This window comes from Bacillus sp. T17B1 (assembly GCF_026796395.1).
Taxonomy (GTDB): Bacteria; Bacillota; Bacilli; order Bacillales; family Bacillaceae; genus Bacillus; species Bacillus spizizenii_A.
This window is the reverse complement of sequence record NZ_JALAYA010000002.1, coordinates 94,617-118,514: the sequence shown is the minus strand read 5'-3', so window position 1 is coordinate 118,514 and position 23,898 is coordinate 94,617. Positions and strand designations below refer to the sequence as shown.

Annotated in this window: 22 protein-coding genes; 6 read left to right on the top strand and 16 right to left on the bottom strand. The window is 45.3% G+C overall.

The annotated features are described in order from the left end of the window. The first annotated feature begins 56 nt into the window (after positions 1–56). Positions 57–287 carry a hypothetical protein gene (locus MOF34_RS01850; RefSeq protein ID WP_019714132.1) on the top strand — a complete coding sequence of 77 codons (231 nt, stop codon included), beginning with the start codon at positions 57–59 and terminating at the stop codon, positions 285–287. A 77-nt stretch (positions 288–364) separates the two neighbouring features. Here MOF34_RS01850 and hmpA read toward each other — a convergent pair whose 3' ends face one another. Together hmpA and MOF34_RS01840 are read right to left on the bottom strand one after the other, a co-directional pair. Then, on the bottom strand, positions 365–1,564 hold the full coding sequence (gene hmpA / locus MOF34_RS01845) for an NO-inducible flavohemoprotein (RefSeq protein ID WP_268398194.1): 1,200 nt from the start codon (positions 1,562–1,564) through the stop codon (positions 365–367). 242 nt (positions 1,565–1,806) lie between these two features. Then, a complete protein-coding gene (locus tag MOF34_RS01840) occupies positions 1,807–2,325 on the bottom strand; it encodes an acyl-CoA thioesterase (protein ID WP_268398233.1) in 519 nt (172 codons plus the stop codon). A gap of 193 nt (positions 2,326–2,518) precedes the next feature. Here MOF34_RS01840 and MOF34_RS01835 point away from each other — a divergent pair, with 193 nt between their 5' ends. Together MOF34_RS01835 and pgl are read left to right on the top strand one after the other, a co-directional pair. Next, positions 2,519–3,379, top strand: a complete 861-nt coding sequence (locus MOF34_RS01835; protein ID WP_268398193.1) for a dimethylarginine dimethylaminohydrolase family protein — start codon at positions 2,519–2,521, stop codon at positions 3,377–3,379. A gap of 87 nt (positions 3,380–3,466) precedes the next feature. Beyond that, positions 3,467–4,516: a 6-phosphogluconolactonase gene (pgl, locus tag MOF34_RS01830; protein WP_268398192.1), complete on the top strand. Its 1,050-nt coding sequence runs from the start codon at positions 3,467–3,469 to the stop codon at positions 4,514–4,516. A gap of 36 nt (positions 4,517–4,552) precedes the next feature. Here pgl and MOF34_RS01825 read toward each other — a convergent pair whose 3' ends face one another. The 10 genes from MOF34_RS01825 to proG form a co-directional block, all read right to left on the bottom strand. Further along, the gene (locus MOF34_RS01825) at positions 4,553–5,542 is read right to left on the bottom strand and encodes an ABC transporter ATP-binding protein (protein ID WP_268398190.1); all 990 of its coding nucleotides are present in this window, start codon (positions 5,540–5,542) and stop codon (positions 4,553–4,555) included. A gap of 12 nt (positions 5,543–5,554) precedes the next feature. After that, positions 5,555–6,445: a C40 family peptidase gene (locus MOF34_RS01820; RefSeq protein ID WP_019714126.1), complete on the bottom strand. Its 891-nt coding sequence runs from the start codon at positions 6,443–6,445 to the stop codon at positions 5,555–5,557. Next, positions 6,442–7,542, bottom strand: a complete 1,101-nt coding sequence (gene ykfB / locus MOF34_RS01815; RefSeq protein WP_268398189.1) for an L-Ala-D/L-Glu epimerase — start codon at positions 7,540–7,542, stop codon at positions 6,442–6,444. The genes MOF34_RS01820 and ykfB overlap by 4 nt, the downstream gene beginning before the upstream one ends. Further along, complete coding sequence (locus MOF34_RS01810; RefSeq protein ID WP_268398187.1) at positions 7,539–8,498, bottom strand: S66 peptidase family protein; 960 nt, start codon at positions 8,496–8,498, stop codon at positions 7,539–7,541. The genes ykfB and MOF34_RS01810 overlap by 4 nt, the downstream gene beginning before the upstream one ends. Before the next feature lie 88 nt (positions 8,499–8,586). Further along, complete coding sequence (dppE, locus tag MOF34_RS01805; protein WP_268398232.1) at positions 8,587–10,236, bottom strand: dipeptide ABC transporter substrate-binding protein DppE; 1,650 nt, start codon at positions 10,234–10,236, stop codon at positions 8,587–8,589. Positions 10,237–10,238: 2 nt separating this feature from the next. Then, positions 10,239–11,246: a dipeptide ABC transporter ATP-binding subunit DppD gene (gene dppD / locus MOF34_RS01800; protein WP_268398185.1), complete on the bottom strand. Its 1,008-nt coding sequence runs from the start codon at positions 11,244–11,246 to the stop codon at positions 10,239–10,241. A gap of 4 nt (positions 11,247–11,250) precedes the next feature. Further along, positions 11,251–12,213: a dipeptide ABC transporter permease DppC gene (gene dppC, locus MOF34_RS01795; protein ID WP_019714121.1), complete on the bottom strand. Its 963-nt coding sequence runs from the start codon at positions 12,211–12,213 to the stop codon at positions 11,251–11,253. Positions 12,214–12,218: 5 nt separating this feature from the next. After that, positions 12,219–13,145 (bottom strand): dipeptide ABC transporter permease DppB, encoded by a 927-nt coding sequence (gene dppB, locus MOF34_RS01790; protein WP_014663677.1) that lies wholly within the window; start codon positions 13,143–13,145, stop codon positions 12,219–12,221. 16 nt (positions 13,146–13,161) lie between these two features. Then, a complete protein-coding gene (dppA, locus tag MOF34_RS01785; RefSeq protein WP_019714120.1) occupies positions 13,162–13,986 on the bottom strand; it encodes a D-aminopeptidase DppA in 825 nt (274 codons plus the stop codon). A gap of 126 nt (positions 13,987–14,112) precedes the next feature. Continuing rightward, the gene (proG, locus tag MOF34_RS01780; RefSeq protein WP_268398182.1) at positions 14,113–14,931 is read right to left on the bottom strand and encodes a pyrroline-5-carboxylate reductase ProG; all 819 of its coding nucleotides are present in this window, start codon (positions 14,929–14,931) and stop codon (positions 14,113–14,115) included. 171 nt (positions 14,932–15,102) lie between these two features. On the opposite strand from proG, the gene MOF34_RS01775 reads away from it, so the two are divergent. After that, positions 15,103–16,461, top strand: coding sequence for a trypsin-like peptidase domain-containing protein (locus MOF34_RS01775; RefSeq protein WP_268398180.1), 1,359 nt, complete (start codon positions 15,103–15,105; stop codon positions 16,459–16,461). A 459-nt stretch (positions 16,462–16,920) separates the two neighbouring features. Here MOF34_RS01775 and MOF34_RS01770 read toward each other — a convergent pair whose 3' ends face one another. The 4 genes from MOF34_RS01770 to MOF34_RS01755 all read right to left on the bottom strand — a co-directional run bounded on the left by MOF34_RS01770 (position 16,921) and on the right by MOF34_RS01755 (position 21,295). Next, positions 16,921–17,892, bottom strand: a complete 972-nt coding sequence (locus MOF34_RS01770) for a glycosyltransferase family 2 protein (RefSeq protein WP_268398178.1) — start codon at positions 17,890–17,892, stop codon at positions 16,921–16,923. An 11-nt stretch (positions 17,893–17,903) separates the two neighbouring features. Further along, positions 17,904–20,090, bottom strand: a complete 2,187-nt coding sequence (locus tag MOF34_RS01765; RefSeq protein WP_268398176.1) for an ArnT family glycosyltransferase — start codon at positions 20,088–20,090, stop codon at positions 17,904–17,906. Between the two features lie 7 nt (positions 20,091–20,097). Then, complete coding sequence (locus tag MOF34_RS01760; protein ID WP_395940343.1) at positions 20,098–20,244, bottom strand: hypothetical protein; 147 nt, start codon at positions 20,242–20,244, stop codon at positions 20,098–20,100. 100 nt (positions 20,245–20,344) lie between these two features. Further along, positions 20,345–21,295, bottom strand: a complete 951-nt coding sequence (locus tag MOF34_RS01755) for a ring-cleaving dioxygenase (RefSeq protein WP_268398175.1) — start codon at positions 21,293–21,295, stop codon at positions 20,345–20,347. A gap of 384 nt (positions 21,296–21,679) precedes the next feature. Here MOF34_RS01755 and steT point away from each other — a divergent pair, with 384 nt between their 5' ends. Continuing rightward, entirely contained in the window at positions 21,680–22,996 is a 1,317-nt protein-coding gene (gene steT / locus MOF34_RS01750; protein WP_019714114.1) for a serine/threonine exchanger, read from the top strand. Positions 22,997–23,270: 274 nt separating this feature from the next. Continuing rightward, positions 23,271–23,888 (top strand): DUF47 domain-containing protein, encoded by a 618-nt coding sequence (locus MOF34_RS01745; RefSeq protein WP_010333926.1) that lies wholly within the window; start codon positions 23,271–23,273, stop codon positions 23,886–23,888. Positions 23,889–23,898 lie beyond the last annotated feature (10 nt).

Below are 23,898 nucleotides of genomic sequence, written 5' to 3'. Positions count from 1 at the left end.
CGTGTATTACTTAGGCACATACCATAATTGTAAGCAACATAGAATGGAGGCACAGTATGAAGAATCAGAAGACGAATCCCCATTGGCCCTATGATGTACCATCAGCTTCGCATCCCGTAGGCTATCAGCAACAGCAGACAATTGATAGGCTTGCCGGTTTAGAACTGAAAATGGAGCAATTAATTAGAGCGATTGAGATAAACAATGAATTGCTGAGAACGATGCAAGAACAGCAAAACCATGTATGCACCAGCGGCGGAGGCGGGTCAGTAATTGTCCGGATGTAGAAGAAGGCGTTGTCCGCCTTCTTCTATTTCAATAAAACACTCTTCTCTGAAAGAAGAAGAGTTTCATGTATGTGATATCAAACGGGCTGTGCCATGCTTAATTGCGGGCCAAACAGCTCATAATGGATAGATTCCGGCGTTGATCCAAGGTTTGAGACAAGTTTATGCATTGTTGTAATAAATGACTGTGAGCCGCAAATATAATAATCCGCACCTGTATTGGCAATTAGTTTTTTTAGAAACTGCTGGTCAATCTGTCCTTCGTGAAATTGAAGATCACCTGCACGGTCCTCCTCTGTCGGCTCGCGATACACAAATGCTATCTTGAGAGGAAAATGGTTTGCCGCTTCTTCCACCTCATGGCGCAATGCGTGATACTCACTGTTTTTCGCGGCATGAATGAACAGAATCTGCCGTTCAGGCTGCTTGGAAACAGACGTTTTCAGCATGCTGATCATTGGTGTAATGCCAACTCCGGCACTGATCAGAACGAGATCTTTTTGTGATGAAGCATCTAAAACAAAGCCCCCTGCCGGTGCGCTGATCTCTACTGAATCTCCCTCATCCAGTCCATCGTGTAAGTAGGAAGACACGACACCGTCTTTCTTCACTGAGATTCGATAATAGTCTTTTCCCGGCATATCTGACAGGCTGTATTGACGGATTTGCGTATATTCAGAATCAGGAATCTGCACTTTAATGCTGATATACTGCCCTGCTTGAAAATCAGGTAACGGCTTGCCGTCTTCCGGCTTCAGATAGAAAGATGTAATTTCTGTGCTTTCCCGTACTTTTTTTGCGATGACGCACGGCTTATACTCCTTCCAGCCGCCACTTTGCTGCTCCGCCTGCTCATACATTTCTTTTTCAATTTCAATGAACACGTCAGCGATTACTCCGTACGCTTTCTCCCATGCCTGCATAATGACAGGTGTCGCAGTCTCTCCCAGAACGTCTTTAATCGCAAGCATCAAATATTTTCCAACGATCGGGTAATGTTCAGCCTTAATTCCAATACTGCGGTGCTTATGGCCGATTTGTTTGACGATTGGAATGATTTTTCCAAGCTGGTCAATATTCGCCGCAGCTGCGATAACGGCATTTGCAAGTGCAGTGCGCTGCGTATTCTTCTTTTGGTTGGTTTGATTAAAAATATTCAAGAGCTCGGGATGGTTTTGAAACATCAGATCGTAAAAACGGCCAGTGATGGTTTCTCCATGCTGTTGTAATACGGGTACAGTGCTTTTAATGATTTTGATTGTTTTATTATGTAACATTGTATACAATCCTTTCAAAAAGATGTATTTATAATATATCTTTAATTTACATGATCTCATAAATAAAAGATATATCTTAAATGAATCTTTAATAAAGTTGTCATAAAATTATCAATTTACCGTGACAATTGTTGCTTTTTTAGAGAATCTCCTAGCAAAAACGGACTAACCATTGTATATCCCCATCGGAAAGAAGAAGAGCACAAAAAAACCCAAAACAACATACGTTTTGGGTGTAATGTTTACCAAGGCTTTTCAGTTCCGAGCGCATTTGCAAGCGCCTGGCTGTGTTTTTTGCGGTTCTTTCGTTCATTGGCGCGCTGAACCGCTGTATTATGCAGCATGATTTCTTCTTCTGTTTCCGGTACAACTCTCGGTACAGGCACCGGCTTGCCATTTGAATCTAATGCGACAAATGTCAAAAAGGATGTCGCAGCGAGCTCCCTTTCGCCAGTCATCAGGTGCTCCTTAATGACTTTTACAAACACCTCCATAGAAGATGTGCCGACCCATGTCACATATGACTCCAAGCAAACAGAATCCTGTTGCCCGATTGGCTTCAAAAAATCGACAGAATCCATCGAAGCAGTTACTGTTTCGCGTCTGCAATGGCGAGCCGCAGAAATAGAAGCAATGTCGTCGATGTAGCTCATTAATTTTCCGCCAAACAGCGTATTATGGTTGTTTGTATCAAGCGGGAACACCCTGCTGGTTTTTACAACCTTTGACTCTTTACAAAATCTTGTTTCCGGTGTTTCCATATCTTTCTCCCCTTTGATGTCTGATCGTTTAGTTAAATGCACGCATATTCTCCTATTAAACAATATTCTCTGCCATTTGTCTAAAATTTAAAATACTTTGTCTGTCAGGATTTCTCTCTTTATAAAAGGTTTAATGATTTTCACGATGAGGAAATAATAAATGTATTCTCACACGATCAGGAGGAAAAAACAAATGGACGTATCCATCCCGAAACACCAGCACAAAACCGTATGCCGAACGGAATACGGCACACTTCAGAAAGTCGTTTTATGCAGTCCCGAGCACATGACCATAAAAGATGTCATAAACGAAACCCAAAAACATTTTGAAGATGACAATATTCATGTCAAAACCGCTGCCGATCAGCACAGGCGCTTTGTTCAAGCACTCAGGTCACACAACATTGAAGTCATTCTTTTGCCAGCTCGTGACGGGCTCCCTGAGCAGGTCTTCACTAGGGACATAGGGTTTGTCATAGGAAAAAAAGCCTTCCTCTCAAGCATGACTGAACCGATTCGCCAAGGGGAAGAAGCCATCATAAAAGATCTATTTCACAGGCAAGGCATTTCTTATACCCGTATGCTTAATACGAGCATCGAAGGCGGTGACGTCATTATTGATAAGGATATCGTCTACGTCGGTATCAGCCAGCGCACCGACATGTCAGCCATCGGCCAGCTAAAAGAGGAGCTACCTGAATATACAGTCGTTCCAGTGCAGCTGCATGAAAAATTTCTTCATTTGGACTGCGTATTTAACATCGTATCTGAAACCGAAGCGTTAATTTATCCTAATGCCCTTCAGCCAGAGGCAGTTCATATGCTTGCAAAACGTTACGATCTCATTGAAGTGCCCGAGGACGAACAATTTACGCTTGGCACCAATGTGCTTTCAATCGGGAGAAAAACGATTATCAGCCTCCCTTGCAACCGCCATGTCAATCAACAGCTATCGAAAAGAGGCTATCATATCATCGAAATTGACCTATCAGAAATTATTAAATCAGGCGGCTCCTTCAGATGCTGTACGCTGCCGTTGATCCGCGGCGAGTGAAGAAATCCCCCTTTTTCATGTTTTGAACAGCTTATTTTATCAAGATACGTTAATATAGAGATGACATCATTTTAAGGGGGAAATCGCATGACAAAGTACATAGGATATGTCGGAACTTATACAAAAGGCGGAAGCGAAGGGATCTATTCATTTGAGCTTGATACTGAGAATAAAACGCTCAGCCAGCCAAAGCTTGCCGCTAAGCTGGGCAACCCGACATATTTAGCGCCGAATAAAGACAACACCATTCTTTATTCAATTGAAAAAGCAGACGGCCAAGGCGGAGTTGCTGCCTATCAAATCGATAAAAACAGCGGCGAATTAACATTTCTGAATCGTCAGTTAATTGATGGGCCATCGCCATGCCACGTAAGCATCGATGATCAAAATCAGTTCGTACTGACTGCCAATTATCACAGTGGGAAGGTGCACGCTTTTCCGGTTCAGGAAGATGGAAGCTTGCAATCACCTGCTTCAGAAGCCGCTCACACAGGAAAAGGACCGCACGAAAGACAAGAAAAACCGCATACACACTATGCGGGGTTCACACCTGAACACAATTATGTGGTAGCGGTTGATTTAGGTACAGATAAGCTGTACACCTATAAGCTGAAAAACGGCGTATTGGCTGAATCAGGAAGCCATTCCTTCGCTCCCGGCGCAGGACCTCGCCATATCGCTTTTCATCCAAAAGAAAAATACGCTTATGTGATGACAGAATTAAGCAATGAAGTGATTGCGCTTGAATACAATCCGACAGCCGGCGAATTTACAGAAATCCAAGCCGTCTCTGCCATCCCTGATGATTTTACAGATAACAGCCAGGGAAGCGCCATTCATGTCACACAGGACGGCCGTTTTGTTTACGTTGCAAACCGCGGCCATGACAGTATCGCTGTATTCGAAGTGAATCAATATTCAGGCGAGCTGTCTTTCGTGGAAAGAGTTTCGACAGAAGGAAACTGGCCTCGTGACTTTGTATTTGATCCAACGGAAGGATTCCTTATCGCTTCAAATGAAGAAACAGGCAACCTTGTCCTGTTTGAAAGAGACAAAGAAACCGGCCGATTGACAGTGCTTCCATCAACTGTCTCTGTCCCTTATCCCGTTTGTGTGAAATTTTTACATCAATTATAAAAGCAAAGACTGGCGACGGAGCCAGTCTTTCTTTGATTATCTCACCTTTTCTGTCGTCTCAGCATTTCGATACAAATGGCAGGCGACAAATCGGCCTGCTTCAATTTCCTGAAGGTGGGGACGGGATTCCCCGCATTCAGGCATCGCCTCCGGACAGCGGGTCCGAAACACGCAGCCGCTCGGCGGATTAACCGGGCTCGGCAGCTCCCCTTTTAAGAGGATCCGCTCACGCTTGTCCTCCAATTCAGGGTCAGGAATCGGAATCGAGGACAAAAGCGCCTTTGTATAGGGATGCAGCGGTTCGCGATACAAGGTGCCGCTCTCTGTAATTTCCATCATGTGCCCTAAGTACATAACACCGATCCTATCACTGATATGCTTCACCATCGAAAGGTCATGCGCAATAAATAAAAACGTGAGTCCTTTCTCTTTTTGAAGCCGCTTCAACAGATTCACCACCTGCGCTTGAACCGAGACATCAAGTGCAGAAATCGGTTCGTCTGCCACGATACATTCAGGATTCAGCGACAGTGCTCTGGCAATCCCGATTCTTTGTCTCTGTCCGCCGCTGAATTCATGGGGGTAACGGCTGCCAAAATCAGGGTGAAGACCCACTGCATCAAGCAGCTCGTCCACGACGAGAAGCCGCGCTTTGTGGGTATTGTAAAGGTTGTGAATTTCCATCGGCTCCAAAATGATTTCTCGAACGGTCATGCGCGGGTTCAGCGAAGCATAAGGATCCTGAAAAATCATTTGCAGTTTGCGGTTAAAGGCAAACTGCTCTTTCTCACTCAGTGAGTGGAGGTTGGTGCCGCGGTATTTCACACTTCCTTCTGTTGGCTGATAAAGGCGCATCAGCACTCTCCCCAAGGTTGATTTCCCGCACCCTGATTCACCGACTAAACCAAACGTTTCTCCTTCATGAATCTGAAAGGTGACCCCGTCGACGGCTTTGACTGTCCGCTTTTTTCCTGCGTCAAAATGCATTTTCAGCTGGCTGACTTCTAACAAAGGCAGTGGCGTCATTTGTCTCCCTCCTTATTCTGAAAAACAGCGGCGCACCGCACATCGTTCTTTTTCATAGATTGTCTCTTTTAATGTAAGGATTTCAATTGATTTTCCCGTCTTTGGAGAATGAAGCATTTTTCCGTCGCCGACGGACAGACCGACGTGGTGAATCGCACCTTTTCCTTCCTCATAAGCGAAAAACAGCAGGTCACCGGCTTTCATATCATCAAGCGGGATTTCCTCCCCCGCCTTTGCCTGATCTCCTGCATCACGGGGGATGCTGTATCCATTGGCCTTAAATATACTGTACATAAACCCGGAGCAATCAAACCCAAACCCGCTGATCCCTCCCCACAGGTAGGGAAGCCCGAGAAAAAATGCCCCCGTTTGAATAATGTCTTCAGCAGTCCCTTTCTGTTCGCGAACAGGCACTGCATCAGTTTGCTTCACAAACCTTTCCCCTAAAACGGTCGAAACCTTAAAATATCCGTTTTCTTCTGCAATGAGGGGAAGAACTGTCAAAAAGCTCAGTTCGATCTCCTTTTCTCCATTTCTTTTGTACAAAAAAGCAGCAGGTTTGCTGATCATGACATCTTTTTGCGTATGGATGGGACTTGTTTTTTTCAGCTGGTTCTTTTTCATCCAGCCCGGATATCCGCGTGGATCTTTTCGGGATGGCTGGCTCGGCACGATTACAGAAACCCATTCACCCTGTTCCGCCGTCACCAGTACCTTTTCGCCAAAGAGAACCTGAGTTTGGATCACATTATCTGTACATAATCCAAGCCGCTCCTCATACGTCATGCCCTCCAGCCAGTCTCTGATCAATACGGCAGGACGAAGCATCGCTTGATCAGATGGACGAGGTGAATCAGGCGCTGTCCAGATATTGGCCACTGCTGATATGACAGTGTGCATCATTGCTCTATTTCCCCTTTCAAAAGCGCAGCTCCAGTGATTCCGAGTCCTGGTCTGTCAGGCATCGCAATCTTGCTGCCGCTGTATGTTATGCCACCTTTGATGACATCTGTTTTCAGCATCAGCGGCGCATCAAAATCAAAGCGTGTGATGTTTCTTTTGCTTGCCGCAAAATGCGCCGCGGCCGTAATGCCCAGCTTCGTTTCGATCATGCTGCCGACCATGCACTCTACTCCGCACGCTTCAGCCATGGCATTGATTTTCTCTGCTCCGCTAATGCCGCCCGCTTTCATCAATTTAATATTAATCAAGTCAGCGCTTCGGGTTTGAAGAATTTCGAACGCCTGCCGCGGCGTAAAAACACTTTCATCAGCCATAATCAGTGTGTATGTCGCATCTGTCACCTTTTTAAGCCCAGCAAGATCATCTTTATGGACAGGCTGTTCGACAAGCTCAATGCCAAGACCGGCATCCTCCATTTTCCGAATAGCAGTTACCGCTTCCTTCGGTGTCCACCCCTGATTGGCGTCTAGTCGAAGTTTCACGGCTGACCCGACACGTTTTCTGATTTCTTGGATACGCGCGATATCTGTTGCGATATCATCTTTCCCGACCTTTATTTTCAACGTTTGAAAGCCTTGTTTGAGATAATTCTCGGCATCCGCTGCCATCTCTTCAGGTGAGTTGACACTGACGGTATAATCTGTTTCCAGCGTATCTTGGTATCCGCCGAGCATTTGATAAAGCGGCAGTCCGCACATCTGCGCCCAACCGTCGTATACCGCCATTTCCACAGCCGCCTTAGCGCTCTGGTTTCCTGTAAGAAGATGCTGTATGTCATGCAGAATAGCCTCACAGCCGGACAGGCTTTTTCCAAGCAGTGCCGGCTTCAAGACATCGTGAATTGCACATTCAATGCTGTCCATGCTGTCTCCTGTAATTACGATCGTCGGGGGTGCTTCTCCCCATCCGATTGCACCGCTGTCATAAGTGATCCTGACGATGACCGATTCAGCTGTATGCACAGTGCGAAGCGCGGTTCTAAACGGCTTTGTCAGCGGTACGGCGATTCGGTTTGTTTCTATTCGCGTGATTTTCATGGCTTCAGCGCCCCTTCTGAGACGCCCGCCCCGATGACGACTGTTTTTTGTGCAGTACTCATAGCAGCTCGCACACCGATCGGAACGGCAAAACTCGGTGAGCAGTGGCCGATTTTAAATCCTCTCAGAGCAGGCTTGCCGGCCGATACAATATAGTCATCAAGCACCTGCTCAAGCGACAATGATTTCTCCCTCTGCACCGGGACACAGTTGTGAAAATCACAAACAAGAATTCCGGCTGCATCCGTCAGCTTTCCTGCCATTTTCAGCTGATTCAGCATCCGGTCAATTTGGTATGGCTCCTCGTCAATATCTTCAAAAAACAGAAGCTTGCCTTTCGTATCAATTTCAAACGGCGTGCCCAGCGTAGATGTCAGTAAAGAGAGATTTCCTCCGACAAGCTCGCCTTCCGCTTTTCCGGGAACAAGCACGGTCAGCGGAGAAAGCTCTTCTGTATAGGTAAATTCTGTCTCTTGGAAGAGCTGCTCATACGACGCTTTTGTCAGCGGATGAACGTCGTCGAGGCCAATATCTGAGCTGAGCATCGGGCCATGGAAGGTGACAAGACCTGTGTTTTGATGGATGGCAGTATGTAAAAATGTAATATCGCTGTATCCCCAAAAGATTTTAGGATGTTTGCGGATTAAGCTGTAATCAATGCCAGCGGCGATACGTCCTGTCCCAAAACCCCCGCATGCGCACAGCACTGCTTTTACCTCCTCGTCTCTGAACATCTCATGAAGATCAGCCAGCCGCTCATCATCCTGTCCCGCTAAGTAGCCGTGCTGGTTTTTCAGTGCCTTGCCCAATTTCACCTGCAGTCCGAGCTCTTTTAAAAATAAAAGCGCGGTGTCAAGCTTTTTTGAATCCGGCGGGCTTGCAGGCGCGATTACTCCGACTGTATCACCCTTTTTCAGCGCTTTCGGCTTGTGATTCAACTGAATCCCTCCTTTCATTTGCTCTGCACCCTACGTATACGTGCAAGAAAGAGAAAAAATACCGCTCCCTTCACATAAAGAAGCAGTATTTTCTCAATCGCCGGCGTCAGTTTTTATCTGCCCATTTTAAATCGATATAGCCGACAGGATGCCGGACGATCCCCTTTACATTTTCGTTTTGCAGGTTGACCTGGTTATAGAAATAAACCGGAATAATCGGCGCTTCATTGACCAGCAGCTTTTCCGCTTGATGCATTAGGGAGAAACGCGTTTTTTCATCAGCTTCATGTTTCGCCCGCTTGATCAGCTGATCGTATTCTTTATTGGCCCAGCCTGTGCGGTTCATCGAATTCCCTGTTTGGAAGGCTTCCAGAAAACTGATAGGGTCCGCGTAGTCAGGCAAAAATGAGCTTTGAGAGAATTGGAATTTGAGCGCTTTTTGATCCTCTAAAAATACGTTCCATTCCATATTGGCCAGCTTCACATCGACTCCTAGAGTATTTTTCAATTTTTGCTGGATCGCCTCGGCAATCTTTTTATGCTCCGGCTTTGTGCTGTAAGTAAGAGTAATCGCAGGAAGCCTATCATAGTTTTCTTCCTTCATGCCCTTTTCCAGCAGCTGCTTTGCTTTGCTTTCATTTGGCGTGACCAGGTCTCCGCCCGCTTCACGGAAATCCTTGCCGTCAGGCTGCGTAAATCCAGGCGATACAAAGGCGTGCGCAGGTTTTTCGTTATTTTTCGTGACGTATTTTACAATTTCCTCCTGATCGACAGCCATCGCAAAGGCTTTTCTGATGTTTTCATTTTGGAATGGCTCCATGTTTACATTAAACCGGTAGAAATAGAGGCCCGCCTGGTCAACAATACTGACGTTGTCCTGGTCAAGCAGCTGATCGCTTAACTCAGCAGGGACGTAAGCGGTATCCAGTTCCCCAGACTGAAACATCTGGTAATCTGTATTTCTGTCACTGACCATCGCCCATTTCACCTTATCAAGCTTCACGGTGTCTTTATCCCAATACGTGTCGCTTTTCTCCATGGTGATGCTGTCATCATGCTTCCATTCCGTCAGCTTAAACGGACCATTCCCGACAAATGTATCCGCCTCAGCAAACCACTTCGGATTTTCTTTATCGACCTTTTCATTTACCGGAAAATACGCCGGATTGGATACGACGCTGAGAAAATATTTTTGCGGCGCTTCAAGGGTTACTTCCAGGGTTCGATCATCCTTTGCCGTCACCTTCACATCGTCTTTTTTCCCTTTCCCGCTGTTATATGCTTCGCCGCCTTCAATAAAGTAGCCGAGAAACGCAGATGAAGCGCCTTTTTTCGGATCAAGCATCCGTTTCCACGCGTATTCAAAGTCTCCGGCCGTTACCGGATCTCCGTTTGTCCATTTCGCATTTTCCCGAATCGTAAATGTGTAGGTTTTTTTATCTTTTGATACAGACCACTTTTCCGCCATTGCCGGTTCAGGCTCATTCTCCTTGCCGAAACGCGTCAGCCCCTCCATGATGTTATTTAACGGCTGCCACGACACATTATTAAAACCGATCGGCGGATCGAACGAAGTCGGTTCATTTTCGTTATTTACATACAGCACCTTTTCCCCGCTGGTTTTTGCCTTATCATGACGGCTTTCCTTTCCGGCCTGTTCGTTCGCTGTACATCCCATCAGCGCAAACGAAAGTCCTAATGCAAGGCCCATTCCCCATAGCTTTTTCACTCTTTTCATCCTCTTCCCCCTTTTCATGATCAATCCTTCGCACCTCCGGACAGCATGACATGTTCAGCCCGTTGATCCTGCAGCCAGCAGTTGACGGTGTGCGTGTCAGATCTGATGGTCTGGCCCGGGTATACCCTGTCACACACGATCATCCTATTCGGACATCGGGCAGCAAATGGGCAGCCTGGTGGAGGTGAAAATAAATCCGGCGGCGTTCCGTCAATCGGAATCAGCTCCGCGCCCTCCATATCCAACCGCGGGACAGAGTTCAGCAGCCCTTTCGTATAAGGGTGCTGCGGCTGATAAAAAATATCTTTTCTCGTGCCGATCTCCGCCATTTTACCGGCATACATAACTGCAACTCTGTCAGCAACCTGGGCAACGACCCCTAAATCGTGTGTAATCAGAATGACAGACACATTCGTTTTTCTCTGAATCTCTTTAAACAGCTCCAAAATCTGTGCCTGAATGGTCACGTCAAGAGCGGTGGTCGGTTCGTCTGCGATTAATATATCAGGCTCGCAAATCAGCGCCATCGCAATGACAATCCGCTGTCTCATGCCGCCGCTGAATTGGTGGGGATACTGTTTGAGCCGCTCTTCGGGATCTGGAATGCCGACCAATGACAGCATGGAAAGCACTTCTTCCCTCGCCGCCTTTTTGCTCATGTTCTTATGGCGCAGGAGCGCTTCCCCCAGCTGATCTCCGACAGTCAGCGTCGGGTTTAACGCTGTCATCGGGTCTTGAAAAATCATAGAAATGTCGGCTCCCCTAATGCTTCTCATTTCTTTGTCAGAGAGACGGCAAAGGTCTTTGTTTTTATATAGAATACTGCCGTCCGTCACTTTGGCCGAATAGGGCGGAAGCAGGCCCATGATGCTTTGGGAAGTAACGCTTTTGCCGCAGCCGGATTCGCCGACAATCGCAAAGGTCTCACCTTGATACAAATCAAAGCTCACCCCTCTGACTGCCTGAACCGTCCCGCCGTAAGTCGTAAAAGAAACGTGCAGATTTTTGACTGACAGAACTTTTTCCATACAGCTACCTCCTCAGCTTAGGGTCGAGCGCATCCTGTAATCCGTCCCCAAGTACATTAAACGCATACATCGTCAAAGAGATGAAAAAGGCCGGAAAAAATAAGCGCCACCAATGCCCAGACAAAATCGTAGGCAGACCGTCATTCGCCATCACACCCCAGCTTGCAAACGGAGCCTGTATGCCGAGGCCGAGAAAGCTTAAAAATGATTCTGCGAATATAGCGGCAGGTACGGTTAATGTCATTTGTACGATGATTGCTCCCATTGTATTCGGCAGCAGATTCTTCCGGATGATGCGAAAGGTTCTCGCACCAAAGGTTTTCGATGCGAGTACGTATTCATTATTTTTAATCTGTAGCACCTGTCCTCTTACAATTCTTGCCATGCCGACCCATCCGGTCACAGTCAGCGCCACAATAATGGTGCCCAGTCCCGGCCCCATCAGCACCATCAGCAAAATGACAACAAGAAGATACGGTAGGCCGTACAGCACTTCGATAATCCGCATCATAATGCTGTCAGTCCTGCCGCCTTTATAGCCCGCAACGCCTCCATATATGACCCCAATCACAAAATCAATCAGTGCTGCCATGACTCCGACAAATAACGAAATCCTCGCTCCGTACCATGTTCGGGTAAACACATCCCGGCCAAGCTCATCGGTGCCGAACCAATGATCGGCTGATGGCGGGAGATTTTGTTCGGTCAGCGATTGGCGCGCGACACTATGGGGTGATAAAAGGGGCCCGATTACTGCCATGACAAATAGAAATAAAAGAATAAAGAGTCCCGCCATCGCTAATTTATTTTTCTTCAGCCTCCTCCAAGCATCCTGCGTGTATGACAAACTCGGCCGCTTGACCGAATCGGCTTCTCGATTTTTTTCATGATTCGAGACAAACCACTCATCCGGCACATGAATGTGCTGCTTTGGCTGGCGTTCATCCGTTTGTACAGGGAGATTCACACGCTTCACCCTTTCTTATGCAGTTTAATGCGCGGGTCCAGCAGACCGTAGGCCAAATCGACCAAAAACAGCATGATGATCAGAATAACGCTGTAAAAAACGGTCGTTCCCATAATCACGGGATAGTCCCGCTGATTAATACTTTCAACAAAATATTTTCCCATTCCCGGAATGGCAAAGATTTTTTCAATGACAAAGCTTCCTGTTAAGATGCTGGCGACGAGTGTGCCCAGAACGGTAATGACGGGCATGAGTGCATTTCTGAGTGCGTGTTTTACGATAATTTTGAACGGAGAAAGCCCTTTTGCTTTTGCTGTGCGGATATAATCCTGTGTCAGAACTTCAACCATGCTTGACCGTGTCAGCCTGGCAATGATCGCCATTGGCCCTACAGCAAGCGCTGCGGTCGGAAGCACCATATGAATCGGGCTCGTCCATGTGGCAGCGGGAAATAGTTTGAGATTGACAGCAAATTGCTGAATGAGCAATGTTGCCAGAATAAAATTCGGGATGGAGATGCCGAGTACCGCGAGACTCATTGCGGCGTAATCCAAAAAACCATTGCGGCGGAGCGCAGCGATTACGCCCAGTACCAGCCCAGAGATCACGGCAATGACAATGGCTGTCATTCCAAGCTCAAAGGAAACGGGAAATCCGCGTTCCAGCATATCATTTACGCTGTCTGACGGTTTTTTAATTGAAGGTCCGAAATCGAATGTAATGATGGATTTTAGGTAGATGATGTATTGGAAAATGAGAGGATCGTCTAAGTGATAGTAGGCTTCGAGATTTTTTTGCACGGCTTCATTAGTGCCTCTCTCCTCGTTAAAAGGAGATCCGGGAATGACCTTCATGAGAACAAAAGTCAGGGTGGTAATCACCAAAATCGTGGCTGCCATTGCCCAAAAACGCTTTATCATGTATCGCGCCAAAGCCTAAAACACCCCTTTAGCAGAATGATGTCCGCATCGCAAGCTCAGTCATGACAAGCATCGCCTGATAGGCTTCAAGCATGTCCTTCGCCTGAAATTGAACGGTTGTGGTTCCCGGTTTGATTTCAGTTCCCGGCATCAGGTTGGCCCATTCAGCCTGTCCGTAATTGCCGAACTCAATGCTTAGAACCGGTCTGTCAGGCGGTGTGAGCGGTTTGACTTTGTCCTTGTTTTGCAGGGCAAATGCGGTTTTTTCTGTCAGCAGACGCCCGGCTTTCACAGGGGACAAGCACTTCACTGCAGATCTTGAAATGGTTTGTTTGACAGCGGCTGTCGTAACATTCGGAATGAGCTCTTCCGCTTCCTTTGCCGCCCGGTCATCTCCGGCTACCATTAATACCGGGACATCATAATAACCGGCAACGTATGCATTTAACCCGAGCTCACCGACAGGCCGATCGTTTATGTAAAAATGACGGACGCCGAAAATCATGCTGTGTGACATCACGCCTGGAGTTGAAGCTCTCGCATGGTACCCGAGAAACAAAGCGCCTGTATACGTATCATCCAGTCCCTCTACCATTGAAAATGGTTTGACGTCACCGGATATCAAGTGTGCTTCAGGATGAAGCCTTTCAACCATTAGATTATTCATCTTCGAATGGCTGTCATTGACAAGCACTTCGGTACACCCGCTGTTAAACGCTTCGGCAATACAGTAGTTTGCTTCTTCAGTCATGATAAGCCGCCCGCGTTCATAATTGCGCTTGCCGGAATCCACAAAGGTATCGTCCGGAAGACCCGAAATACCTTCCATATCTACTGACATGTACAGTTTCATAACGCTCCTCCTTTTTTACTAAATTATGAATATTCTAACAGATTATATTAAAAAAAGAGGAAAAATGCAATATAACTGAGGAAAATCACAACGATTCAATGATAAAAAGAACCCTCTTTCAAGGGTTCATGTCTGTTTCTCCACCTGTTCTGTAAGCAGTTTATATTTATTCAAGGTTCTTTCAAACACCTCGTCAAAAACGTCCGGCACAGAAGTATGTATCACTTCAGCTCCCTCTCCTGTAATTCCGCCTTTCGTTGCGACACGTTCCAGCGTTTCCCCGAAAGACATCTTCTTTTCGATCAGCAGCTTGCCAGTTCCGTATAGTGAATGAATTAGAAAGTCATAAGCTTCTTCTTTGGACAGACTGCTGTTTCTGACTGCAGACAGCGCCAGTTCTTCGAAGACGGCAGCTATAAACCCTGGTGCCGAGCTCGTCAGATTGCTGGCGGCATCCAAATTCGATTCTTTGATTTCTCGCACGCGGCTGAAAGCAGATAACAATTCATTCAGGCGTTCTTTTTTATCCACTGTCAGTGCTTTACTATGAACGACAAGCGAGATGCCCGCTCCTGCTTCAGATGTAATTGCAGGAATGAAACGTGATATACCGGCTTCCGTTTCAGCCTCCAAAAGACGCAACGGCACACCGGCGGCAATGGAAACGATATGCGTATCCCTGTTCACATGCGGGTGTAGACGGCGGAGCGTTTCAATAACATTTAGCGGCGGCACACAAATAAAAATCAGACGGCATGTTTTCGCCCAGTTTTCTAGCGGAACAGCCGCTACATGTGGATAATCTGACATCAGCGCCTGCAGCCGCTCCCCCTTCGTTCTTGTTTCAATAAAGAGCTCGTGCTCCTTGATTTGTTCATGCTTTAACAGCTGCCTGGCGATCATATCGGCCATGCTGCCATATCCAATAAATCCAATTTGTTCCATTAAATCAGTCCTTTCATATACAATATGAAGTGTACCGTTTTCCGCACTTTTTCACAATTTCCCATAATCTTTTCATTTTTATCCCACAGTTTTTGTTTATGATAAACTCAAGTCATAAACCTATCATAATCAATTAAAAACCAGTGAAAATAGAGAAACGGAGTGAACTTGATGGATAACTATCGTGACGAAAACAGAACAGAAGGCAATGAGAGTGAAGTCTTGCTAGCGAAAGAGAACGATCAGAGCACCCCATACTCAGCCCGCAATGTCATTCATGATCAGGAGAAGAAAAAACGTGGGTTCGGATGGTTCAGACCGCTTCTTGGCGGAGTGATCGGCGGCAGTCTCGCCCTTGGCATATACACGTTTACACCGCTTGGCGACCATGATTCTCAGGACACTGCAAATCAATTGTCCAGCCAGCAGCAAACACAATCGGTGACAGCTAAAAGCACGTCCACTGAATCTAGCAAAAGCTCGTCAAGCCCAAGCAGCTCATCAGCATTTAAGAGCGAGGATTCCTCTAAAATCTCAGATATGGTGGAAGACATTTCACCGGCGATTGTCGGTATTACAAATCTTCAGGCTCAGTCAAACAGCTCTTGGTTTGGCTCTAGTTCATCTGGTTCCAGTGAAGATACAGAAAGCGGTACAGGGTCTGGTGTCATATTCAAAAAAGAGAACGGCAAGGCTTATATTATTACGAATAACCATGTCGTAGAAGGAGCATCTTCCCTGAAGGTCTCTTTATATGATGGCACTGAGGTAACAGCAAAGCTGGTAGGCAGTGACTCCTTAACAGATTTAGCAGTCCTCCAAATCAGTGATGACCACGTAACAAAAGTGGCAAGCTTCGGTGATTCATCGGATCTCAGAACAGGCGAGACCGTCATTGCGATTGGAGATCCGCTTGGAAAAGACTTGTCCCGCACAGTAACACAAGGAATTGTAAGCGGTGTGGACAGAACGGTTTCAATGTCAACATCAGTCGGTCAAACAAGCATTAATGTAATTCAGACCGACGCGGCGATTAATCCAGGTAACAGCGGCGGTCCGTTATTAAATACTTCCGGTAAAATTGTCGGCATTAACAGCATGAAAATCAGTGAAGATGATGTAGAAGGCATTGGATTTTCAATTCCAAGCAATGACGTAAAACCGATTGCAGAAGAATTGCTCTCTAAAGGACAAATTGAACGTCCGTATATCGGTGTCAGCATGCTTGATTTAGAACAAGTGCCGCAAAACTACCAAGAAGGCACACTCGGCCTGTTCGGCAATCAGCTCAATAAGGGCGTATACATCCGAGAGGTCGCTTCCGGCTCTCCTGCAGAAAAGGCTGGATTGAAAGCGGAGGATATTATCATCCGCCTCAAAGGCAAAGAAATCAATACAGGCAGTGAATTGCGCAATATCTTATATAAGGACGCAAACATTGGTGACACTGTTGAAGTGAAAATTCTCAGAAACGGCAAAGAAATGACGAAAAAAATCAAACTCGACCAAAAAGAAGAAACAACTTCGTAAGACATAACACCTCAGGCTGCAAAAGCGGTCTGGGGCTTTTTATTGAACAAAAGACTTATCTCTCTTCAAAACTTACTAATGAGATAATATATCAATCAGGCTAACATCATTGTAATCAGATGCATGTTTGAGAAAGAGGTATGAACATGAGAACCGTGGAATTGAGCATGATCTAGGCAAGAGTAGCTCTCTGTACTAAGCTTTCGACATTGGCATAGAGAATTACACTGGATGCCAGATTCTATTACACATAACTGGTACGGCTCGAATCATGCGTTTCTTAAAGTCCCCTCAGTATAACAGCTGACATGCAGCAAACTTAGGCTTTGCTGTTTTTTATTTCAGCATGCCTAAACCCCAGTGCAAGTTTACAATCCCTTATTCCGATATTTCTATCAGTATCTTTTCTATTGATTAACCAGAATTAAAACCCCTGACCGTTACGGACAGGGGTTCAGGTTATGACATATGCTGGTCTCTGTAGAATCTTTTATTTTCAATTCCATACGATTTCTGAACGATGTAAAGCGGCCTGTCTTTAGCCTCATCATAGATTCTGCCGATATATTCGCCGATCATCCCCAGAATCAGAAGAACGATGCCGCTGAACAGGAGCTGGATCACAATAAGTGATGACCAGCCGGTAATCGTGCTGTCTGTAAATAGCTTCATATACAGCACGATAAACATATACAGAAATCCTGCACCTGACATTAGAATTCCCGCATAGCTCGCCAGCTTCAGCGGTTTGTGCGAAAACGTCGTGATGCCGTCCATTGACAGCTTCAGCATTTTCTTCAGCGGGTACTTTGTTTCTCCGGCAAGCCTTTCATCACGTACATACTCGACCGCTGTCTGTTTGAAGCCCACCCAGCTGACGAGCCCTCTGACAAAAGGATTTTTCTCTTTCAATCTCTTCATTTCATCACAGACTTTTCTGTCCATGAGGCGGAAATCCCCTGTATCAATCGGGATATCAATATCCGTCATGCTGCTGAGAAGCCGGTAAAACATAGCCGCAGTTTTTTTTTTGAAAAAGGTCTCCCCTTTTCGTTTTGTCCGCACGGCATACACGACCTCATAGCCTTCCTTCCATTTTTCAATCATATCTAAAATCAATTCAGGAGGATCCTGTAAATCGGCGTCAATGACGACGATTGCATTCCCCTGTGCATAATCCATCCCTGCTGTAATGGCGATCTGGTGTCCAAAGTTCCTTGAAAAATCAATGATTTTCACTCTCGGATCGATCAGGCTGTGTTCTCTTAAAATCTCAATACTGCGATCTTTGCTTCCATCGTTGACAAAAAGCAGCTCGTAGTTTTCCTTTGTTTGATCCATGACCTCTTTTAAGCGCTGATAGGTTTCATGAATGACAAGCTCTTCGTTATACACAGGTACAACAATTGAATATTGAATATGTCTGCTCATGTTTTTTCCTCCTATTCATCAGCATGTAGTTCGTATAATGTCGCTGACTGATTCATTCCGCCAGGTCCGCCGCCCATTTGGCTCTTTTCGCCTGAGGACTTGCTGTTGTTTGATGTATCAGCTGAATCATTATTTTCTGTTTTCTGATCAGATGATGATTGTTGATCAGAATTTGATTGCCATTTATCTGAAGACACTTCTTTCCCGTTTTTCTCAACCCATTCAACAATGTCATTGTTTCCGCCTCTTCCTCTTCCAGAAGCTAAGAAGTATTTCACTTTTCCCTCTTTTACAAGCTTTTTGAATTGAGTCAGCGTGATAGCCGGATCAGAACCGCTGAATCCGCCAATAGCCATGACAGCTTTTGTCGTTTTAATAATATATGGCGCCGCTGTGTTCGAGTCGGTTGTGGCGAATAAGTATTCAGCTCCGGAGTTATTCTCCTCTAAATATTTAATCAGTTTTTCATTTACAGATGCATCAGACATTCCCATGCCTTTTCCGCTCATGGATGCAAGCTGAGGACCTGTTTCAGGCTGTGAGCTGTTGCCCCCGTACAGAAGCGGTGTGCTTGCCCAATAAATCGGCATCACCAGCAATGCGAGTAGAGCTGCAAGAGATACATAATAACTGATCGGTTTTTGGCGCTGTTTGAACAACAGCAGCGCAATCGCTAACATCACGCCGATCACACCTACGCTAATGCTCCAGCCTGCACCGATTTGATCGTTGTAGTTTCTGAGAATAAACAACTCAAAACCAGTTGTGGCAATAATTGCTGCCGGCAGAAGCCATGATTTCCAGCCAGTCTGATTGCGGTACAGGTGAACAAGAGCAACCCAGCCTGCACCGACAAGAGCCGCAATCGGCGGTGCCAGCATAATGAGATAATAGTGATGGAAAAATTCGGCGACACTGAAGAACACAGCAATCGGCACAAGCCATGCGACCCAGAATGCCGTTTCCTTCTGCTCTACAGATAGCCTTCTTCTTTCTCTCGCTCCTGCAATCAGTAAGCCTGCGATTCCAAAAATCGCAAATGGCAGAAGCCAGCTGATTTGATCAGATAATTCTTGTTGGAAAAGCCGCAGCGGACCAGGTGTTCCCGTTCCGAACATTCCTGAACCTGATTGCATTTTCGATCCGGTTCCTGTACCGCCTTTCCCTCCGTCTCCGCCAAAACCGCCTTGGCCGCCATCTCCGCCGCTTGGAGGGCCTCCTTGACCGCCGCTTGGCATTTCACCATTGGATGGAGGTACCGTCATATTGCCATTTGCAGATTTATCATCACTTGATGAGCTGCTGCTTGATGACTGATTAGACGGTGCTTGATTTTGTGTTGAACTGTTATCAGAAGAAGGCATTTCTTTTGAAGCGTCTCCGTTTGGTCCACCCTGTCCGCCGCCGGAATTTTGGCCTGTCAGCCGCTGAATCCCGTTATATCCGAAAGCCAATTCCAAAACGGAGTTGGTCTGGCTGCTTCCGATATAAGGCCGCTTGCTTGCAGGGATATTGTCAACAATGAGCGGCCATGATAAGGAAACGGCTGCTAATACGGCTAAAGCACTTACTAAGGAAATGATTTTTTTCTTAATTGTGGCGTTTGCCGCAATCAGATAGAACAATAAGAAGGCCGGCAAAATCATATAAGCTTGAAGCATTTTTGTATTAAAGCCTGCACCAACAACGAAAAATGCTGCTAACAGCCAGATCAACTTTCCTTTTCTGACCGCTTTAAAGAGTAGCCATGTGGCCAACAATAAGAAAAATACCAATAATGCATCAACATTGTTTGTACGTGCTACAGCTACAGCAATCGGTGTACATGCCATAACAAACGAGGCAATGCGCGCCGCTGTTTTTCCGAATGTCGGCTTAATCAGCAAGTACATAAGAAGGACTGAACCTACACCCGCTAATGCCTGTGGCAGAATGACACTCCATCCATGCATACCAAATATCAATGCACTGATCGTTTGGATTTGATATGTAATAGGCGGTTTATCAACTGTTATAAAGCCGGCAGCATCGAACGAAGCATAAAAGAAATTATGAAAACTTTGCATCATACTTGTAACTGCCGCGGTGTAATAAGGATTCACCGTGTCGTCCTTCCAAATGTTATAGATATTTAAGAATGCAGATGCGAGCAAAATGAGGATGAGGACGAGATCCAGCTCGCGTTTTTTCTTTTCCACTTGTTTTTCACTCCTTTTTGTCTAACTTTGAAATAGTGTAACAAGCAAATATGAATAAACTATTAATAAACAAAGACAATATTTTTGCCGAGGCCATTACATGACAATCGTCCATATACCCAACAGATTTTAAGCTATTTATCCTAATCGGCATCTGATATTTTCTGCCCGAAAAGCCATCCTGTTTATGTCAAAATGTATGCTGATAATAAAAAAAGCCTTCCGGCAGCACCGGAAGGCAAATCAATTACAACTTATTGTATCGGTTTTAGTTTTGCTTCAATTTCAGCTCTTCGATGCTCAAGATATGGCGGAAGTGCGATCGTTTGGCCAAGCTCATCAAGGTTTTCATCAACCATAAAGCCCGGTCCGTCAGTTGATAACTCGAACAAAATGCCGTTCGGCTCTCTGAAATACAGTGCCTTGAAGTAGTAGCGTTCAACGATGCCGGAATTGCTATAGCCTTCCCGGCTGATGATCTGGTGCCACCCGGCAAGTTCTTCTTCATCTCTTACCCGAAATGCAACATGGTGAACACTTCCTTTTCCTTGCCGCTCGCGGGGAAGATCGTTTCTTTCTATTAAATGGATTTCCGTTGCCGCACCGCCTTCACCAGATTCCAAAATAACGGCAGTTGCTTGTCCGTCGACTGTTTCACGATTGATTTCTGTAAACCCAAGAATATTCGTCAATACGTGTAAGGTTGGTTCAGCGTATGGCACAGTCAATTCAATCGGACCTAACCCGCGAAACGAAAATTCTTCTGGAATGCCGCTTTGTTTAACAGGCAGACCATATCCTTTTCCTTTCTCATCAGCAGTCAGCACAAGGCGCTGTCCTTCATGATCTTGGAATGCCAATATGTCACGTCCCGCTCTTTGGGCAATGCCGCTATGCGCCACCTGATGCTCTTCAAAACGTTCTTTCCAGTAATGCAGGGCTTCTGTGCTTGGAACGCGCAAACCAATAGAAGAAATACTGTTTGTTCCCGCATGAAACGGCGCAATGCGGGGGATCTCAAAAAACGTCAGCTCAGTTCCCGGATTTGCCACTTCATCTCCGTAAAACAGGTGGTACATTGTCGGCTCATCCTGATTGACGGATTTTTTGACAAGTTTTAATCCTAATACTTTCTTATAAAAATCTAAGTTTTTTTGTGCATCGGCCGTTAATGCCGACACGTGGTGAATGCCGTTGACTTTCATATACTGTCCCTCCAGGTCATTTTATCTCGATTTCGAGATATTATATCATAGTTATATATTTATTGTTCTAATTAGAAGGTATTTTATTCGCATAGGAAAGTCAACATATCAGCTTCGCGAAGGTTCGTTATTTTGCTGGGTTCTCATCGCATCCTCTGTTTCGGTTAAAACCCATGCGCAAAATACGAACTTTCAAACTATATAATGATGTATTCATTCGTTTATTTCTTGTTAAAGTAGGCGTTTTAACAGGTTTATCAGCCATCCACAAAGCAAATAGTGAAAATCAGAAAATTTATTTTATTTCACTTTTCTAAAATAGGGTTTACAATATGAAAAAAAGATTCTTCTCATGAAGCTTCAACATCATAGGAGGTTAAGGACATGCATACTGAAGACAACGGTTTGAAAAAAGAGATAGGCCTCTTGTTTGCCCTTACTCTTGTCATCGGAACCATTATCGGTTCAGGTGTTTTTATGAAGCCTGGCGCAGTGCTCGCTTATTCGGGTGATTCAAAGACAGCGCTTTTCGCCTGGCTGTTAGGCGGTATTTTAACATTGGCGGGCGGTTTGACAATCGCAGAAATCGGGACGCAAATCCCAAAAACCGGCGGGCTTTATACGTATCTTGAAGAAGTGTACGGCGAGTTTTGGGGATTTTTGTGCGGCTGGGTGCAGATTATCATTTACGGTCCGGCCATTATCGGTGCACTAGGTTTATATTTTGGATCTTTAATGGCCAATCTTTTCGGCTGGGGCTCTGGACTATCAAAAGTAATCGGAATTATAGCAGTTCTCTTTTTATGCGTCATTAATATTATCGGTACAAAATACGGCGGTTTTGTCCAAACACTGACAACAATCGGAAAGCTGATACCGATTGCATGCATCATCATCTTTGGCCTTTGGAAAGGCGATCAGCACATCTTCACAGCAGTAAACGAAAGCATTGCCGATATGAATTTCGGAGCAGCGATTTTGGCTACATTGTTTGCTTACGACGGATGGATTCTACTGGCCGCTCTCGGCGGAGAAATGAAAAATCCCGAAAAGCTGCTGCCGCGCGCAATGACGGGCGGATTATTAATCGTAACAGCCATCTACATTTTCATTAATTTTGCATTGCTTCACATCCTGTCTGCGAACGAAATTGTCACACTTGGTGAAAATGCGACAAGCACTGCTGCCACCATGCTGTTCGGGTCAATTGGCGGAAAACTGATCAGTGTCGGGATTATTGTCAGCATCTTCGGCTGCCTAAACGGAAAAGTCCTTTCTTTCCCGCGTGTATCATTTGCAATGGCAGAACGCAAACAGCTTCCATTTGCTGAAAAACTGTCACAAGTACACCCGACGTTCCGCACACCATGGATTGCGATTTCCTTTCAAATTGCCGTGTCTTTGATTTTGATGCTGATCAGCAACCCTGATAAACTATCGGAGATCTCTATTTTCATGATCTACATTTTTTATGTGATGGCCTTTTTTGCGGTGTTTATCCTCCGCAAGCGAACGAAGGGAGAAAAGCGCGCCTACAGTGTTCCGCTATACCCATTCATGCCGATTTTGGCCATCGCAGGCTCATTCTTTGTGTTAGGAAGCACACTCATTACAGATACACTGAGCTGCGGTTTATCCATCCTCATCGGCCTTGCCGGACTTCCTGTTTATTACGGGATGAAAAAACGAAAATCAAGCTGATTAAACGGTTCCCTTGTTTAGGGAACCGTTTTTTGGTGAAACAGAAGATAAAAGTTGACAGGAAAAATACAACTTTTGATATACTTTTTACGTTAAACAGAAAGCTTGTGCAAACTATGGTCGTTTTTAAGCCGAAGCAGGGCAAAATAAGTGGACATGTTTTGCTGAAAAAGTCAAGCCGTGTTTTTTTCGACTTTACCTGTTTTTTTTCGACAAAAGGCTATATAATAATTTGATGTGTGCATTGTCTCATTCAAACTATGGAGGGTTTTTAATGATAAGAAGAAAAAAAGATAAGTTCTCACTCCTTTTAACAGAAATCGCAAAAAATATAGACGAAACTGCCGAATATTTTTTGAACTTTAAGGTCACAAACCAAACGACGCTTAAAGAATTCGCAGATACGTTAAAAGAATATGAAACAAAAGGTGACAATCATGTTCATGTCATGATTAAAGAGCTTAACAAAGCGTTCATCACTCCTATTGAACGCGAAGATATCCTTCAGCTGACAAACAGCCTGGATGATGTGCTTGACGGAATCGAACATTTCTCTGCCATGATGGAGATTTTCTCGATTACTTCATCTGACGAGCATATCGATAAATTCAGCGGATACATCAGAGAATGTGCCAAAGAAATTTTAATTACAATTGAGCTGCTGGCAGAAAACCGCTTAAAGGATATTCAGCCTCACGCAATCAAAATTAAAGAATATGAGCACAGCTGTGACAACTTGCACAGAAAATCATTAAAGAATCTTTTCGGAAATGAAACAGATCCGATCAAAGTGATTCAATATCGTGAAATTTATGAAACGCTTGAAGAAATTGCTGACTCTTGCCAAAGTGTTGCCAATAATCTTGAAACCATCATTATGAAAAACGCGTAACGAGGGGTTA

Bases quoted from the DNA above. Each gene is read 5' to 3' on its own strand.
- MOF34_RS01850 (WP_019714132.1), top strand. From the start codon at position 57: ATGAAGAATCAGAAGACGAATCCCCATTGGCCCTATGATGTACCATCA.
- MOF34_RS01825 (WP_268398190.1), bottom strand. From the start codon at position 5,542: ATGACGCCACTGCCTTTGTTAGAAGTCAGCCAGCTGAAAATGCATTTT.
- proG (WP_268398182.1), bottom strand. From the start codon at position 14,931: ATGGAACAAATTGGATTTATTGGATATGGCAGCATGGCCGATATGATC.
- steT (WP_019714114.1), top strand. From the start codon at position 21,680: ATGCATACTGAAGACAACGGTTTGAAAAAAGAGATAGGCCTCTTGTTT.
- MOF34_RS01820 (WP_019714126.1), bottom strand. From the start codon at position 6,445: ATGATGCACACTGTCATATCAGCAGTGGCCAATATCTGGACAGCGCCT.
- MOF34_RS01840 (WP_268398233.1), bottom strand. From the start codon at position 2,325: ATGGAAACACCGGAAACAAGATTTTGTAAAGAGTCAAAGGTTGTAAAA.
- MOF34_RS01770 (WP_268398178.1), bottom strand. From the start codon at position 17,892: ATGAGCAGACATATTCAATATTCAATTGTTGTACCTGTGTATAACGAA.
- MOF34_RS01755 (WP_268398175.1), bottom strand. From the start codon at position 21,295: ATGAAAGTCAACGGCATTCACCACGTGTCGGCATTAACGGCCGATGCA.
- MOF34_RS01810 (WP_268398187.1), bottom strand. From the start codon at position 8,498: ATGAAAGGAGGGATTCAGTTGAATCACAAGCCGAAAGCGCTGAAAAAG.
- dppE (WP_268398232.1), bottom strand. From the start codon at position 10,236: ATGAAAAGGGGGAAGAGGATGAAAAGAGTGAAAAAGCTATGGGGAATG.
- hmpA (WP_268398194.1), bottom strand. From the start codon at position 1,564: ATGTTACATAATAAAACAATCAAAATCATTAAAAGCACTGTACCCGTA.
- MOF34_RS01745 (WP_010333926.1), top strand. From the start codon at position 23,271: ATGATAAGAAGAAAAAAAGATAAGTTCTCACTCCTTTTAACAGAAATC.
- dppA (WP_019714120.1), bottom strand. From the start codon at position 13,986: ATGAAACTGTACATGTCAGTAGATATGGAAGGTATTTCGGGTCTTCCG.
- pgl (WP_268398192.1), top strand. From the start codon at position 3,467: ATGACAAAGTACATAGGATATGTCGGAACTTATACAAAAGGCGGAAGC.
- MOF34_RS01775 (WP_268398180.1), top strand. From the start codon at position 15,103: ATGGATAACTATCGTGACGAAAACAGAACAGAAGGCAATGAGAGTGAA.
- dppD (WP_268398185.1), bottom strand. From the start codon at position 11,246: ATGGAAAAAGTTCTGTCAGTCAAAAATCTGCACGTTTCTTTTACGACT.
- MOF34_RS01835 (WP_268398193.1), top strand. From the start codon at position 2,519: ATGGACGTATCCATCCCGAAACACCAGCACAAAACCGTATGCCGAACG.
- MOF34_RS01760 (WP_395940343.1), bottom strand. From the start codon at position 20,244: ATGCCGATTAGGATAAATAGCTTAAAATCTGTTGGGTATATGGACGAT.
- ykfB (WP_268398189.1), bottom strand. From the start codon at position 7,542: ATGAAAATCACGCGAATAGAAACAAACCGAATCGCCGTACCGCTGACA.